Here is a 13,320-nt window from a genome sequence, read left to right as displayed (position 1 = left end):
AGCAGGGTCAAGATGATCCGGGATCGAGTGGGGTCGGCCAGTGCACGACCCAGGCGGTTCATCACGTCGAGACGCGAAGCAATAGTCATCATGGATTGAACTATACAGCGCGAACTGAACACTCGGTCACAGGCGTCAGCCCAGATCGCATGCCCGTAAGGGGATCCTTCACCGTACGTCGAGCGAGCTCAGTCCTCGTGTCATTTTCAGAAGTCGACTGCGCTCTCGGGCCCGTCCTCTCGGGGGTGGTGTCGTCGACTCCCGAGCCCTGGTCGTTCAGTAGTCCTGTGCACTAGCGTCGCATCTGCTCAGTAGTCCTGTTCTCTATGAGGAGGCGGGCGTGGACGGCGACCAGGATGAGATGGCTGGACCGGGCGTGCTTGCGGTGCCCGAGCGTGAGTGGGAGCAGGCCCGGTTGCGGGCCGGGGTGATCGGTCGCCTGGCCGAGCACGATCCAGTGGGACTGGCTGCCGTCGACGAAGCCGCGATGGAGCTGGGGATCTCCCGGCGCCGGGTGTACGTGCTGCTGGAGCGGTACCGGCGGGGCTCGGGCCTGGTCACTGATCTTGTCCCCCGGCGATCGGATGGTGGCAAGGGTGGGGGCCGGCTGACGGAGCCAGTGGAGCAGATCATCCGTGAGCTGGTGTGCCAGCGGTACTTGACCCGGCAGAAGCGCAGCATTGCCTCCCTGCATCGGGAGATCACGCGGGCCTGCGCCGTGCAGGGGCTGCCGGCTCCGGCACGGAACACGGTGGCCGCGCGGATCGCTCGGATGAATCCGGTCGAGGTGGGCCGGCGGCGCGAGGGGGCCGAGAGCGTCCGGCCGTTGCAATCGGCCGGGGACGAGGTTCCGGTAGTCGAGTCGATCCTGGACCAGGTGCAGATCGATCACACGGTCATGGATCTGATCGTGGTCGATGACCGTGACCGTCAGCCGATCGGACGGCCGTATCTGACGGTGGCCATCGACGTGTGCAGTCGGTGTCTGGTTGGAATGGTGGTGACCTTGGAGCCGCCCTCGGCGGTGTCGGTGGGGTTGTGCCTGGCCCATGCGGCCGGTGACAAGCGGCCCTGGCTGGAGCGGCTCGGAATCGACGCGGCCTGGCCGATGAGTGGCAAGCCGAAGGCCCTGTATGTGGACAATGCTCGGGAGTTCAAGAGCGAAGCGGGGGCTTGACCCCGGTTCTTGGACACGCTGAATCCAGCACCTGCTGGGGAAGCGAGATGATCCAGGAATCATGGCCAGGAAGAACTACTCCGAGGAGTTCCGTCGTCAGGCCGTCGACTTGTACGAGTCCACCCCGGGCGCCACGGTCCGCGGCATCGCCGAGGATCTCGGCATCGTGCGCGGCACGCTGCGGCACTGGCTCGAGGTCTACGGGACCGGCAAGAAGACCGCCGCTGACGGGACATTGACCTCCAGCCCACTGCAGTCCAAGCCGTCGCCGACAAGCCCTACGGGTCCCGCCGGTGAGACGCCTGAGCAGAAGATCGCCCGGCTCGAGGCCCGGGTCAACGAGCTCGAGGTCGAGACGACGAAGCTGACCACCGAGCGGGAGATCCTCCAGCGGGCGGCCAAGTATTTCGCTGGGGAGACGGGCTGGTGAGTCGCTTCCAGTTCGTCGCCGACAACTCCGCCACCTTCGAGGTGAAGCGACTGTGTGAGCTCGTCGAGATCGAGCGCTCGTCCTACTACGCCTGGCTCAAGGCTGCCCCGGCCCGAGAAGCCAGGGCAGCTGACGACGCGGCGCTGGCAGAGCGGATCAGGGCTGTCCATGCCGAGGACAACACCCAGGGTGCGCCACGGATCACCGCCGAGCTCAACGACAGCGCGCCTGCCGGTGAGCGGGTAAACCACAAGCGCGTCGCCAGGGTGATGCGGCTGCAAGGAATCCGGGGCTATGTGAAGAAGCGGCGGGTGCGGACCACGATCCCCGAACCGTCTGGCCAGAAGTACCCCGACCTGCTCAAGCGCGACTTCACCGCCCCGGCGCCAGGGCTGCGCTACGTCGGCGACATCACCTATCTGCCGATCGCCGACGGCACGAACCTCTACCTGGCGACCGTGATCGACTGCTACAGCCGTCGGCTTGTCGGGTGGGCCATCGCTGACCACATGCGTACCGAGCTCGTCGAGGACGCGTTGAAGGCCGCCGCCGCAACCCGGGGCACCCTCAAGGGCAGCGTATTTCACAGCGACCACGGGTCGGTCTACTGCTCGAAGGACTACGCCAAGCTCTGTCGCAAGCTCGGCGTCACCCAGTCCATGGGCGCCGTCGGGTCCAGCGCGGACAACGCGTTGGCCGAGTCGTTCAACGCCACCATGAAGCGCGAGGTTCTCCAAGACGCCGCCTGCTGGAGCAACGAACTGGTCTGCCGCCGGCAGGTCTTCAGGTGGCTCGTCCGCTACAACACCAAGCGACGCCATTCGTGGTGCCGCTACGTCCCGCCGGTCCTCTACGAGACCGGCAACACCGCTACGCTGCCGACGGCTGCGTAATCACACCCCGTGTCCAAGATCCGGGGGTAGGGCCCGCGCTCACCCGCGGGTGCGACCAGCACGGTATCAGCCTCGACTACCGCCCGCTGGGCCGGCCGCATTACGGCGGGATCGTCGAGCGGGTCATCGGCACGGCCATGCGACAGATCCACGAGCTGCCGGGGACCACGTTTTCGAACCCAGTCGAGCGTGGAGCGTACGACGCCGAGAAGATGGCCGCACTGACGATTGCCGAGTTGGAGCGGTGGCTGGTGTTGGCTGTGGCGACCTACCACGACACGGTGCACTCCACGCTGGGCCAGACCCCGGCCGGACGGTGGGTCGAGTCGGTCGCAGCTACCAGTACCCCGATGACGACGGCCAACCCAACGGCGTTCTTAGTGGACTTTCTGCCCGTGTTCCGCCGCAAGCTCACGCGCACCGGGTTTGTTCTGGACCATGTCCACTATTTCGCCAATGCGCTCAAGCCGTGGATCGCACGCCGCGAGGCCCTGGAGCGGTTCCTCATCCGGCGGGATCCGCGCGATATCAGCCGCATCTGGGTGCTGGACCCCGAGGGCACCGCGTACATCGAGGTCCCGTATCGGGCGTTGTCGAACCCGGCGGTCAGCGTGTGGGAGCACCGGCAGGCTCTGGCCCGGCTGCGCGAGCGTGGGGCCACCGAAGTCGACGAGTCGGGCCTGTTCCGGATGATCGAGCAGATGCGCACCATCTCCGAGACCGCCCAGAAGACCACCAAGCGCACCCGCCGCGAGAGGCAACGCCGCACCCAGACCGGGACGACCACTACGAGGCCGACGCCCCCGGTGCCGGAACCACCGGTCGTACCAACGGACTTGGATGTGGTGGCCCGGTTCGGGGAGATCGAGCAATGGTGAATGCCAACGAGTACGAGCCGCTGGAGCTGTCCCACTTGCACCCGGCCGCGCAGCCGGTGGCGCGATTGCCGGCGGCCGAGCGGGTCCAGCGGATCCGCGCGGACCGCTGGATCGGCTACCCGAAGGCGGTCGAGGCCGTCGAGCGTCTGGAGACCATGCTCGGCTGGCCGGCGAAGCAGCGCATGCCCAACCTGCTACTGGTGGGCCCGACAAACAACGGCAAGTCGATGATCATCGAGCGCTTCCGCCGGCAGCACCCGCCCAGCTCCGAACCGGACCGGGAGCAGGTCCCGGTGGTGTGCGTGCAGATGCCCTCGGAACCATCGGGGCTTGACCCCGGTTCTTGGACACGCTGAATCCAGCACCTGCTGGGGAAGCGAGATGATCCAGGAATCATGGCCAGGAAGAACTACTCCGAGGAGTTCCGTCGTCAGGCCGTCGACTTGTACGAGTCCACCCCGGGCGCCACGGTCCGCGGCATCGCCGAGGATCTCGGCATCGTGCGCGGCACGCTGCGGCACTGGCTCGAGGTCTACGGGACCGGCAAGAAGACCGCCGCTGACGGGACATTGACCTCCAGCCCACTGCAGTCCAAGCCGTCGCCGACAAGCCCTACGGGTCCCGCCGGTGAGACGCCTGAGCAGAAGATCGCCCGGCTCGAGGCCCGGGTCAACGAGCTCGAGGTCGAGACGACGAAGCTGACCACCGAGCGGGAGATCCTCCAGCGGGCGGCCAAGTATTTCGCTGGGGAGACGGGCTGGTGAGTCGCTTCCAGTTCGTCGCCGACAACTCCGCCACCTTCGAGGTGAAGCGACTGTGTGAGCTCGTCGAGATCGAGCGCTCGTCCTACTACGCCTGGCTCAAGGCTGCCCCGGCCCGAGAAGCCAGGGCAGCTGACGACGCGGCGCTGGCAGAGCGGATCAGGGCTGTCCATGCCGAGGACAACACCCAGGGTGCGCCACGGATCACCGCCGAGCTCAACGACAGCGCGCCTGCCGGTGAGCGGGTAAACCACAAGCGCGTCGCCAGGGTGATGCGGCTGCAAGGAATCCGGGGCTATGTGAAGAAGCGGCGGGTGCGGACCACGATCCCCGAACCGTCTGGCCAGAAGTACCCCGACCTGCTCAAGCGCGACTTCACCGCCCCGGCGCCAGGGCTGCGCTACGTCGGCGACATCACCTATCTGCCGATCGCCGACGGCACGAACCTCTACCTGGCGACCGTGATCGACTGCTACAGCCGTCGGCTTGTCGGGTGGGCCATCGCTGACCACATGCGTACCGAGCTCGTCGAGGACGCGTTGAAGGCCGCCGCCGCAACCCGGGGCACCCTCAAGGGCAGCGTATTTCACAGCGACCACGGGTCGGTCTACTGCTCGAAGGACTACGCCAAGCTCTGTCGCAAGCTCGGCGTCACCCAGTCCATGGGCGCCGTCGGGTCCAGCGCGGACAACGCGTTGGCCGAGTCGTTCAACGCCACCATGAAGCGCGAGGTTCTCCAAGACGCCGCCTGCTGGAGCAACGAACTGGTCTGCCGCCGGCAGGTCTTCAGGTGGCTCGTCCGCTACAACACCAAGCGACGCCATTCGTGGTGCCGCTACGTCCCGCCGGTCCTCTACGAGACCGGCAACACCGCTACGCTGCCGACGGCTGCGTAATCACACCCCGTGTCCAAGATCCGGGGGTAGGGCCCCATCATCGAATGCGGCGCACCCGGCCGGCTGACACGACAGGTGTGGGACCGCACCGGCCACCCGGTCCGCGCCGGACAGGGCCCGTGGCGCCCCTACGAGGAACTCTCCGATCAGCGCCAACTCCAGTCCCTGGAAGCCGCCGCCACCGCGATACACCTGTTCGAAACCCGGGCCATGACCTGCCCCGGACGCGAAGCCGAGGTGTTCCTGCCCCAACCGGACATTTCCCGCGACCCCGGCAGCACCGAACAAACCACGGACCCCACCGCCATCCGTTGGCAGGAGATCAAAAAGAACTTTCAGGCCGTCGTCGAGGAAGCCCGGACCACCCCCGAGACCGCCCGCCAACTCTTCAACTTCTGCACGATGTACCGCCGCGACAACGACGAAGTGATCCAAGGCGTCCGGAGCAATTTCACCGAGCTCGGCATCCCTTCGGACTACCTGTCACCATAGCTGCGCCGTGACCGTCTGCGAGACGTAGAATAAATGACCGGTTACGTGACAATATTTCTCAACATCTCGCTCTGCGGGCCTCGTGTCACATAAACGATCGAATAAATGACAGGGGTGGTGGGCGGTGCTCGTGGGGTACATGCGGGTGTCTAAGGCTGACGGCTCCCAGGCCACCGACCTGCAACGCGACGCCCTGCTCGAAGCCGGCGTGGAACCGGAGGCTCTGTACGAGGACAAGGCCTCCGGCAAGAGCGATGACCGTCCCCATCTGGCCGCGTGCCTGAAAGCGCTGCGGGCCGGGGATACCCTGCTGGTGTGGAAGCTGGACCGACTCGGCCGGGACCTGCGCCACCTGGTCAACATCGTGCACGAGCTCACCGAGCGGGGCGTGGGCCTGAAGGTGCTCACCGGCCAGGGGGCGGCGATTGACACCACGACCGCCTCCGGCAAGCTGGTGTTCGGGATCTTCGCCGCCCTGGCCGAGTTCGAACGCGAGCTGATCTCCGAACGCACCAAGGCCGGCCTGGCCTCGGCCCGGGCCCGAGGCCGCAAGGGCGGCCGGCCCTACAAGATGACCCCGGCCAAGATCCGCCTGGCGATGGCCTCGATGGGGAACAAGGACACCAACGTCGGTGCCCTGTGTAAGGAACTGGGCATCACCCGCCAGACCCTCTACCGCCACGTCTCACCCACCGGGGAACTGCGCGAAGCCGGACAGAAGGTGCTGGCCCAACGCCGATGACCACCGCGGGCTGCGGAGCTGTGTGCCGCCGATGGTGACCCACCCGGGGGCGTGTCGTATGACGTGCCGTCGCGGGACGGACCACCGGACGGGTCATGCGGGATGTCCCTAGTGGCGTGCCACTGTTCATCCATGTCGGCTGCGGGTGTGTCCGGTGGGGGGTTCCTCCTGCGGACGCGTCTATTGCTCAACCAGCCCCACTGGGTCAGTGGTGGGTGGGGTGTTCGTGGTGGGCGTGGGCGGCGGGTTCGAGTTGGAAGGTGGAGTGGTCGATCGCCACGTCGAAGTGCTCGGCGACGCAGTGTTGGAGCTGGTCCAGGATCTGGGGGGCGTGCCCGTCGTGGAAGCAGTGGTCCTCGACGACGACGTGGGCGCTGAGCACGGGGACCCCGGTGGCGATCTGGGAGGCGTGCAGGTCGTGCACGGACACCACGTGCGGCACCGCTTCAAGGTGGTCCCGAACCTCGGCGAGGTCCAGGTCCCGGGGGGTGGATTCGAGCAGGATGTGCGCGGCCTCGGCCAGGATCTTCAGGGTGCGGGGCACAATCAACACGGCGATGAGCATCCCGGCCACGGCGTCGGCCTGCGCCCAGCCGGTGGTGGCGATGACCAGGGCGCTGGCGATCACGGCCACCGAGCCCAGCGCATCGTTGAGGACCTCCAGGAACGCGGCGCGCATGTTCAGGTTGGCCCCGCGGCCGGAGCCGAGGACGGCCAGCGAGGCGAGGTTACCGGCCAAGCCGAGGATCCCGAACAGCAGCAGAGGGCCGGAGGCTACCTCGGGCGGGGCGAACAGTCGCTGCAGGCCCTCGATGAAGGCGTAGAGACCCACGGCCAGCAGGATGGCGGCCTGGGCCAGGGCGGCCAACACCTCGGCGCGCAGGAACCCCCAGGTGCGCCGGGCCGTGGGCGGCCGGGCCATCAGGGTGGAGGCCAGCAGGGCCATCAGCAACCCGCCAGCGTCGGTGAGCATGTGCGCCGCGTCCACCAGTAGGGCCAGGCTGCCGGTGATCAGCGCCCCGGCCACCTCGGCCAGCAGCACCGCCGTGGTGATGGCGAAAGCGACCGCCAGCCGCCAGCGGTGCGCCGGCGAGGCGTGGTGGTGTGCACCCATTAACTGTGTCCTCCTTCTCCGGGACCGGGCTCAGGCCGCGGCGGGGCCGTCGGGGCCCGGGGTGCCGGAGTGTGGGCAGAGCTCGACCGCGTGCCCGGTGACCGTCAGCAGCCGCTCGGCGGCGGCCAGCACCTGAAGCAGCTCGGGCTCGGCGGCCAGGGCGTACAGCGAGGCCCGGCCCACCGGCCGGGAGGCCACCAACCCGCAGCCGGCCAGGCAGGCCAGGTGCGCACTGACCGTGGACTGGGCCAACCCGAGGTGCTCGGTCAGCTCGCGCACCTTGTGCTCCCCGGTGGCCAGGTGCCGCAGGATCGCCAACCGGGTGGGGTCGGAGAACCCGTGGAACAGCGCCGCCGCCGGGCCCAGGCCCGCCGCCGGGGACACCCCCGGCTCCTTAATCATCGTCATACGACGATGATAGCGCCTTCAGTCGATAATGGCGAGGTCGCGCCCCAGGACCGGTCAGAAGCCGGTGAAGGCGGGGAGGAACTGGACGAAGACCGAGCCGGCGACGGCGACGTAGGCGACGGCGATGAGGGTCCCGGCCCAGCCGGTGGCGAACCGGACCACCCCCGGCGGGGCGGGGATCACGCCGTGGGCGAGGTTGCGGGCGGTGAGCAGGAGGAACAGGGGGATCATGGCCGCCCAGACGATCATGCAGTACAAGCAGAGGATGTAGATCTCGTACAGGGCCTGGAACCACAGCCAGGCCACGAACCCTATCCCGAGGGTGACCCCGGCCTGCAGCCCGAGCCAGTACCCGCGGCCGGGCCGGGCCCCGGAGAGCACGACCATCGCGGTGGAGATCACCACGGCGAAGGCGACGATGCCGATCAGCGGGTTGGGGAAGCCGAACAGCTCGGACTGCCAGGTGCCCATGACCCGTCCGCAGGACACCCAGGGGTTGATGTCACAGCTGGTGGTGTGGCCGGGGTTCTCGTAGAGGGCGAGGCGTTCGAGGACCAGGGTCGCCGAGGCGATCCAGCCGACGGCGCCGGTGACGAGCAGCACCAGGCCGAAGGCCCGGCGCCCGGTGAACCACGCCGGGGCCGGCGCCGGGCCGGCTGCCGATACTGGGGAGGCGGCGCTCGGGGCGGTGGGCTCGGTGAGCCGGTCGGTCATGGGAAGTCCTTTGCTCTCGGTCCTCTGCTCTGGCCCGGGTGGCCGCGGATGGTCCGGGCGGTCAGTCCTGGGTGGCGGCCTCGACGGCGGCGGTGAACTCTTCCAGGCTGTTCACGGTGAGCGGCTCACCGTCGAGGTAGAAGGTCGGGGTCCCGGCCACGCCCAGGGCGGTGCCGTCGGCCACGTCCAGCTCGACCCGGTCCCGGGTGGCCGGGTCGGCCACCGCGGCATCGTAGGCGGCCATGTCCAGGCCCAACTCTTCGGCGTAGGCCCGGAAGACCGGGCTGCGGTCCTCCGTGGTGTGGCTCCACTCGGTCTGGGTCTCGAACATCTTCTGGTACATCGACTCGTAGGCGCCCTGCTGGGCAGCGGCCTCCACGGCGATGGCCGCGGTGACCGAGTTCGGGTGGCCCGGCAGCGGGAAGTACCGGTGCACGAAGGTCACGGTGTCCGCATACTCGGCGCGCAGGTCCTCCACGAAGGGGTAAGCCGCCGCGCAGGCCTCGCACTCGAAGTCCAGGAACTCCACCAGCACGGCCTTCTCATTGGGGGCCTGCGAGAGCACCCGGCTATTCTCCCGCACCAACTGACCGGCAGACCCAGTCGACTGCCCGGTGGACTGGGCGGTGGACTGGTTGGGGTCCTGCTGCTGGGCGGTGGCGGTCCCGCGGGCCACAAGGTAACCGATGAGGGCGGCGGCCACGACCAGGCCCAGCAGCACCCAGACCACGATCTTGGCCCGGCGCTGCCGGGACGGGGTGGGAGAAGACGGGGTGGAAGCGGTGGGGTCAGGGGAAGTCACGAGCGGTCCAATCCGTGAGGTGGGGGGGCGTGTGCGGGCGGGGTTAGACGGGGGTGGTGAAGGTGCCGGCCAGGTTCTGCAGCTGGTAGATCCACAGGGTCCAGATCCCGGTGACCATCAGCACCCCGACGAGCACCAGCAGTACCCCGCCGATGATGTTGAAGGCGCGGATGTGGCGGCGGACGAAGCCCAGCGTTCGGGTGACCCAGTCCAGGCCCATCGCCACCAGCACGAAGGGGATGCCCAGGCCCAGACAGTAGAGGAAGCCCAGCAGGGCCCCGCGCCAGGGGTCCCCGGTGGTGGTGCTCAACGCCAGCACGGCGCTGAGGGTCGGGCCCATACACGGGGTCCAGCCCAGGCCGAAGACCACCCCGAGCAGCGGGGCCCCGGCGATCCCGGTCCTGGGCTGGAAGGACATCCGCCGGGTGTTCTGCAGGAACGGCAGCCAGCCGATGAGCACCAGGCCCATCAGGATCACGAACACCCCCAAGGCCCGGATCAGCGCGTCCTGCCACTGCAACAGCCACCCGCCGATCACCCCGAAGGCGGCCCCGTAGAGGGTGAACACCGCGGCGAAGCCCATAATGAACAGTCCCACCCCGGTCATCACCCGGCGCCGGTTGTCCGCCCGGCGCGGGTCGGCCAGCCCGGAGACATACCCCAGGTATCCGGGCACCAGCGGCAAGATGCACGGGGAGAGGAAGGACACCAGCCCGGCGACCACGGCCAGCGGCATCGCCACCAGCAGTGCCCCGGACTGGACCATCTCGGCGAAGAACCCACCCAGGCTCATGGCCGTCCTCCTCGGCCCCGGCAGCGGCGATGCGGGAAGGTGGGGCAGCAACGGGCAGTCACGGAGGGTCCTCACTGATTCAATCGATCGGGGTCGCCCGGCCCGGGCGAAACCCCGCAAGAGACTACAGTGCAGGCTGTATAGTTCACCACATGCTGACGATTGCGACACGGTTGGACGTGATGAACCGGCTGGGCCGGGCGATGGCCGACCCCACCCGATCCCGGATCCTGCTGTCCCTGCTGGAGGGCCCCGGGTATCCGGCCGAGCTGGCCCAGGCCCTGGGGCTGAGCCGGTCGAACGTGTCGAACCACCTGGCCTGCCTGCGGGACTGCGGGATCGTGGCCGTCGAGCACCAGGGCCGCCGCACCCGGTACGCGATCGTCGATGCGCACCTGGCCCGGGCGCTGAGCAGTCTGCTCGAGGTGACCCTCGCGGTGGATGCCTCCGCGCCCTGCCTGGACCCGGGCTGCCCGGTACCCCGGTGCTGCGACACGGCGGAGGTGGCCTCGTGAGCGCCGCCTGCGGCTGCGAGGCCCCGACCCCCACTCCCGGTGCACCCGAGGAGCACGAGGAGCACCGGCCGTGGTGGCGCGATGCAGCCATCCTGCTCCCGGCGCTCTCCGGGCTGGCGTTCCTCACCGGGCTGGTCCTGGAATGGTCCGGGGCCGGTCTCGTGGCCACGGTGGTGTTCTGGGTCGGGCTGGTGCTGGGCGCCTGGACCTTCGTGCCCGGGGCGCTGCGCGGATTGTTCACCCGGGGCCGGCTCGGGATCGGACTGCTGATGACGATCAGCGCCATCGGCGCGGTGATCCTGGGCTACATCGAGGAGGCCGCCGCCCTGGCGTTCCTGTACTCCATCGCCGAGGCCCTGGAAGACAAGGCCATGGACCGGGCCCGGGCGGGCCTGCGCGCCCTGCTGAAACTGGTGCCCGAGACCGCGACCATCCGGGCCGGCGGGGCCACGGTGGAGGTCGAGGCCAAGGACCTGCGACCCGGGCAGGTGCTCGTGGTCCGGCCCGGGGAACGGGTCGCCACCGACGGGATCGTGCGTACCGGGCGCAGTTCCCTGGACACCTCGGCGATCACCGGCGAGTCCATCCCGGTCGAGGTCGGCCCGGGAGACACCGTCTCGGCCGGGTCGATCAATACCGCCGGGGCCCTGGAGATTGACGCCACCGCCGCCGGCACCGACAACTCCCTGACCACCATCGTGCACCTGGTCGAACAGGCCCAGGCCGAGAAGGGGGACCGGGCCCGGCTGGCCGACCGGATCGCGAAGCCCCTGGTGCCCGGGGTGCTCATCCTGGCCGTGCTCGTCGCGGCCCTCGGGTCCCTGCTCGGGGACCCGGAACTGTGGATCACCCGCGCCCTGGTGGTGTTGGTGGCCGCCTCGCCCTGCGCGCTGGCCATCGCGGTGCCGGTCACCGTGGTCTCGGCGATCGGCGCGGCCAGCCGGTTCGGGGTGGTCATCAAATCCGGGGCCGCCTTCGAGCGCCTCGGCGGGATCCGCCACCTGGCGGTGGACAAGACCGGGACCCTGACCCGCAACCAGCCCACCGTCACCGCCGTGCTCGCCGCCCCCGGCATCACCGAGGACCAAGTGCTGGGCTGGGCCGCGGCACTGGAACAGCACAGCACCCACCCGTTGGCCGCGGCCATCACCGCCGCCACCCCGGACACGCCCGCGGCCGAGGGCGTCACCGAGACCGCCGGGCACGGGATCACCGGCCGCCTGGACGGGGCTACCGTCACCGTCGGCAGCCCCCGCTGGCTGGCCCCCGGCCCCCTGGCGGCCCAGGTCCAGGGGCTGGAGGACCAGGGCATGACCGTGGTCATCATCCACCGCGACGGGGCGGTCGCCGGGGCCATCGGGGTCCGTGACGAACTGCGCCCTGAGGTCCCCACCGTCGTGACCACCCTGACCGGCCAGGGCATCGACCTGACCATGCTCACCGGGGACAACGCCCGCACCGCCCGGGCGATCGCCGACCAGGCCGGCATCGACGACGTGCGCGCCGAGTTGCGCCCCGAGGACAAGGCCACCGCCGTCCACCAGTTGACCGGCACCCGGCCCACCGCGATGATCGGTGACGGCATCAACGACTCTCCCGCCCTGGCCGCCGCCGAGGTCGGCATCGCCATGGGCGCCACCGGCTCGGACGCAGCCATCGAATCCGCCGATGTCGCCTTCACCGGCCACGACCTGCGCCTGATCCCCCAAGCTCTGGCCCACGCCCGCCGCGGCCGGGCCATCATCAATCAGAACATCATTCTCTCGCTGCTGATCATCGCCGTGCTGCTGCCGCTGGCCATCACCGGCGTCCTCGGCCTGGCCGCCGTGGTCCTGGTCCACGAGGTCGCCGAGGTCATCGTCATCGGCAACGGCCTGCGCGCCGCCACCACCCGACGCACCGCCCTGGAACCCCTCACCGACCGGCAAGCCCAACCCGCCACCACGGGATGAGCTCCTACCGTGCCTGCGGGACAGAGACGCCCAGGCCCGGTGAGACCCGACCTGTCCGGTCCATCCGGTACCTGCCAGCGATTTCACAGGTCGCGCCGGGGTCAGCAGATCCACTGAGGCGCCGGGAAACGGGCGCATCGCGAAAGGACACGAATGAACCACCGGCGCAGGTACCCCCTGGTGCTCTTGACCATTGCGATCGGGGCCGGCGTAGTGGTCCTGGACCAGGTGACCAAGTGGTGGGCGGAGAACAGCCTGTCCACGGGCGAGCGAGTCCCGCTCCTGGGTGAGCTGCTCGGGCTCCAGCTGGCCTACAACCCCGGGGCGGCCTTCTCGTTCGGGGCCAACTCGACCTGGATCTTCACCATCATCTCGGCGGTGGCGGTCGCCGCGGCGATCTGGTTCACCCTCCGGGTCCGTACCGTGTCCTGGGCGATCGTGATCGGGTGTCTCGGCGGCGCGGTGACTTCCCACCTGGGTGACCGGCTCCTGCGCCCACCGTCATTCGGGCAAGGCCACGTGGTGGACTTCCTCGCCTACGGGAACTGGTTCATCGGCAACATCGCGGACATCTTCATTGTCGGCGGGGCGCTGGCCGCGGTCCTCCTGACCGCCACGGTGCCCGACCGGGGCACCGTCGACGTCGCGCGATAACCACTACTAGGACTCCCCTCCGCGGCCCGCTGCAGTCGGTCCCCCCTAGGGAGTCAACCTGCCGGCGCCGTACGAGACCACACGGTGATCTTGGCGGGG

12 protein-coding genes and 4 pseudogenes are annotated in these 13,320 nt (G+C 69.0%); 10 read left to right on the top strand and 6 right to left on the bottom strand.

All coding sequences use genetic code 11. The annotated features are described in order from the left end of the window. A pseudogene (locus DE149_RS10735) lies at nucleotides 1-92 on the bottom strand (transcriptional regulator); the annotation flags it as partial. Between the two features lie 248 nt (nucleotides 93-340). Here DE149_RS10735 and DE149_RS10730 point away from each other — a divergent pair. From DE149_RS10730 to DE149_RS10700, 7 genes and pseudogenes are all read left to right on the top strand, one after another. Next, nucleotides 341-1,168: pseudogene (locus tag DE149_RS10730) on the top strand (transposase); the annotation flags it as partial. A gap of 70 nt (nucleotides 1,169-1,238) precedes the next feature. After that, a protein-coding gene (locus DE149_RS10725) for an IS3 family transposase (RefSeq protein WP_094449642.1) occupies nucleotides 1,239-2,500 on the top strand; the annotation gives its coding sequence in 2 pieces (ribosomal slippage) (nucleotides 1,239-1,590 and nucleotides 1,590-2,500; 1,263 coding nt in all). Between the two features lie 35 nt (nucleotides 2,501-2,535). Continuing rightward, nucleotides 2,536-3,378, top strand: a pseudogene (locus tag DE149_RS10720) (Mu transposase C-terminal domain-containing protein); the annotation flags it as partial. Beyond that, nucleotides 3,372-3,704 (top strand): annotated as a pseudogene (locus DE149_RS10715) (TniB family NTP-binding protein); the annotation flags it as partial. The pseudogenes DE149_RS10720 and DE149_RS10715, both read left to right, overlap by 7 nt. A gap of 69 nt (nucleotides 3,705-3,773) precedes the next feature. Further along, nucleotides 3,774-5,035, top strand: a protein-coding gene (locus DE149_RS10710; RefSeq protein WP_094449642.1) for an IS3 family transposase whose coding sequence is annotated in 2 segments (ribosomal slippage) — nucleotides 3,774-4,125 and nucleotides 4,125-5,035 — 1,263 coding nt in all. Because the reading frame shifts where the segments join, the coding sequence is not laid out codon by codon here. Between the two features lie 75 nt (nucleotides 5,036-5,110). Then, nucleotides 5,111-5,527, top strand: coding sequence for a hypothetical protein (locus DE149_RS10705; protein WP_113914460.1), 417 nt, complete (start codon nucleotides 5,111-5,113; stop codon nucleotides 5,525-5,527). Between the two features lie 124 nt (nucleotides 5,528-5,651). Then, nucleotides 5,652-6,269 (top strand): recombinase family protein, encoded by a 618-nt coding sequence (locus DE149_RS10700; protein WP_036313821.1) that lies wholly within the window; start codon nucleotides 5,652-5,654, stop codon nucleotides 6,267-6,269. Between the two features lie 205 nt (nucleotides 6,270-6,474). On the opposite strand, the gene DE149_RS10695 is transcribed toward DE149_RS10700, so the two are convergent. From DE149_RS10695 to DE149_RS10675, 5 genes are all read right to left on the bottom strand, one after another. Further along, complete coding sequence (locus tag DE149_RS10695; RefSeq protein ID WP_036313825.1) at nucleotides 6,475-7,383, bottom strand: cation diffusion facilitator family transporter; 909 nt, start codon at nucleotides 7,381-7,383, stop codon at nucleotides 6,475-6,477. 30 nt (nucleotides 7,384-7,413) lie between these two features. Next, complete coding sequence (locus DE149_RS10690; RefSeq protein WP_036313828.1) at nucleotides 7,414-7,791, bottom strand: helix-turn-helix transcriptional regulator; 378 nt, start codon at nucleotides 7,789-7,791, stop codon at nucleotides 7,414-7,416. Between the two features lie 54 nt (nucleotides 7,792-7,845). Beyond that, the gene (locus DE149_RS10685) at nucleotides 7,846-8,505 is read right to left on the bottom strand and encodes a vitamin K epoxide reductase family protein (RefSeq protein ID WP_036313831.1); all 660 of its coding nucleotides are present in this window, start codon (nucleotides 8,503-8,505) and stop codon (nucleotides 7,846-7,848) included. 61 nt (nucleotides 8,506-8,566) lie between these two features. Continuing rightward, nucleotides 8,567-9,307, bottom strand: a complete 741-nt coding sequence (locus tag DE149_RS10680; RefSeq protein ID WP_036313834.1) for a thioredoxin domain-containing protein — start codon at nucleotides 9,305-9,307, stop codon at nucleotides 8,567-8,569. Between the two features lie 43 nt (nucleotides 9,308-9,350). After that, complete coding sequence (locus DE149_RS10675) at nucleotides 9,351-10,100, bottom strand: cytochrome c biogenesis CcdA family protein (protein ID WP_036313837.1); 750 nt, start codon at nucleotides 10,098-10,100, stop codon at nucleotides 9,351-9,353. A gap of 152 nt (nucleotides 10,101-10,252) precedes the next feature. On the opposite strand from DE149_RS10675, the gene DE149_RS10670 reads away from it, so the two are divergent. The 3 genes from DE149_RS10670 to DE149_RS10660 all read left to right on the top strand — a co-directional run bounded on the left by DE149_RS10670 (nucleotide 10,253) and on the right by DE149_RS10660 (nucleotide 13,221). Further along, the gene (locus DE149_RS10670) at nucleotides 10,253-10,615 is read left to right on the top strand and encodes a helix-turn-helix transcriptional regulator (protein WP_036313923.1); all 363 of its coding nucleotides are present in this window, start codon (nucleotides 10,253-10,255) and stop codon (nucleotides 10,613-10,615) included. Next, nucleotides 10,612-12,567: a cation-translocating P-type ATPase gene (locus tag DE149_RS10665; protein WP_170721174.1), complete on the top strand. Its 1,956-nt coding sequence runs from the start codon at nucleotides 10,612-10,614 to the stop codon at nucleotides 12,565-12,567. Before DE149_RS10670 ends, DE149_RS10665 begins: the two co-directional genes overlap by 4 nt. Nucleotides 12,568-12,747: 180 nt before the next feature. After that, the gene (locus DE149_RS10660; protein WP_230297579.1) at nucleotides 12,748-13,221 is read left to right on the top strand and encodes a signal peptidase II; all 474 of its coding nucleotides are present in this window, start codon (nucleotides 12,748-12,750) and stop codon (nucleotides 13,219-13,221) included. The last annotated feature ends 99 nt before the right edge of the window (nucleotides 13,222-13,320 follow it).

The organism is Micrococcus sp. KT16 (assembly GCF_003315015.1).
GTDB lineage: Bacteria > Actinomycetota > Actinomycetes > Actinomycetales > Micrococcaceae > Micrococcus > Micrococcus luteus.
This window is presented reverse-complemented; position numbering and strand designations above follow the sequence as displayed.

Coding starts and splice junctions, on each gene's coding strand:
- DE149_RS10685 (WP_036313831.1), bottom strand. CDS start 8,505: ATGACCGACCGGCTCACCGAGCCCACCGCCCCGAGCGCCGCCTCCCCA.
- DE149_RS10690 (WP_036313828.1), bottom strand. CDS start 7,791: ATGACGATGATTAAGGAGCCGGGGGTGTCCCCGGCGGCGGGCCTGGGC.
- DE149_RS10695 (WP_036313825.1), bottom strand. CDS start 7,383: ATGGGTGCACACCACCACGCCTCGCCGGCGCACCGCTGGCGGCTGGCG.
- DE149_RS10670 (WP_036313923.1), top strand. CDS start 10,253: ATGCTGACGATTGCGACACGGTTGGACGTGATGAACCGGCTGGGCCGG.
- DE149_RS10675 (WP_036313837.1), bottom strand. CDS start 10,100: ATGAGCCTGGGTGGGTTCTTCGCCGAGATGGTCCAGTCCGGGGCACTG.